Genomic DNA, 359 nt, shown 5'->3' with positions numbered 1-359 from the left:
TGATCTGACCCCAAAAAGTTGGACAGTCTATTGCCACACGCCCACCGAGCGAGTCCTGAACTCCACAGGACTCAATCCGCCAAGCTTCACTTTTATCCGGTCATGATTGTAGTAACGGATGTACTCGTCCAGCCCTGTCCTCAGTTCCTCCACGTTCTGGAAGCGCTTGAGGTAGAAAAACTCGGACTTCAGTATCCCGAAAAAACTCTCCATTGCGGCATTGTCCAGGCAGTTCCCCTTGCGTGACATGCTTTGTCTGATGCCTCGTTCCTTGAGCGCTTTCTGGTAACGAGGTTGCTGATAGTGCCAGCCCTGATCCGAGTGCAGCACAAGCGGCGAATTGCCCTGCAGCCGCTTGA

The 359-nt window shown here is 53.2% G+C and carries 1 protein-coding gene; it reads right to left on the bottom strand.

Annotated features, from left to right (window positions below; genetic code table 11):
* Positions 1-27: 27 nt before the first annotated feature.
* The coding region (locus ACYP2A_RS17790) for a transposase (protein WP_459746955.1) at positions 28-359 on the bottom strand (332 nt) is incomplete at its 5' end.

The sequence above is a fragment of the Pseudomonas sp. 3A(2025) genome, from assembly GCF_054589175.1.
This window is presented reverse-complemented; position numbering and strand designations above follow the sequence as displayed.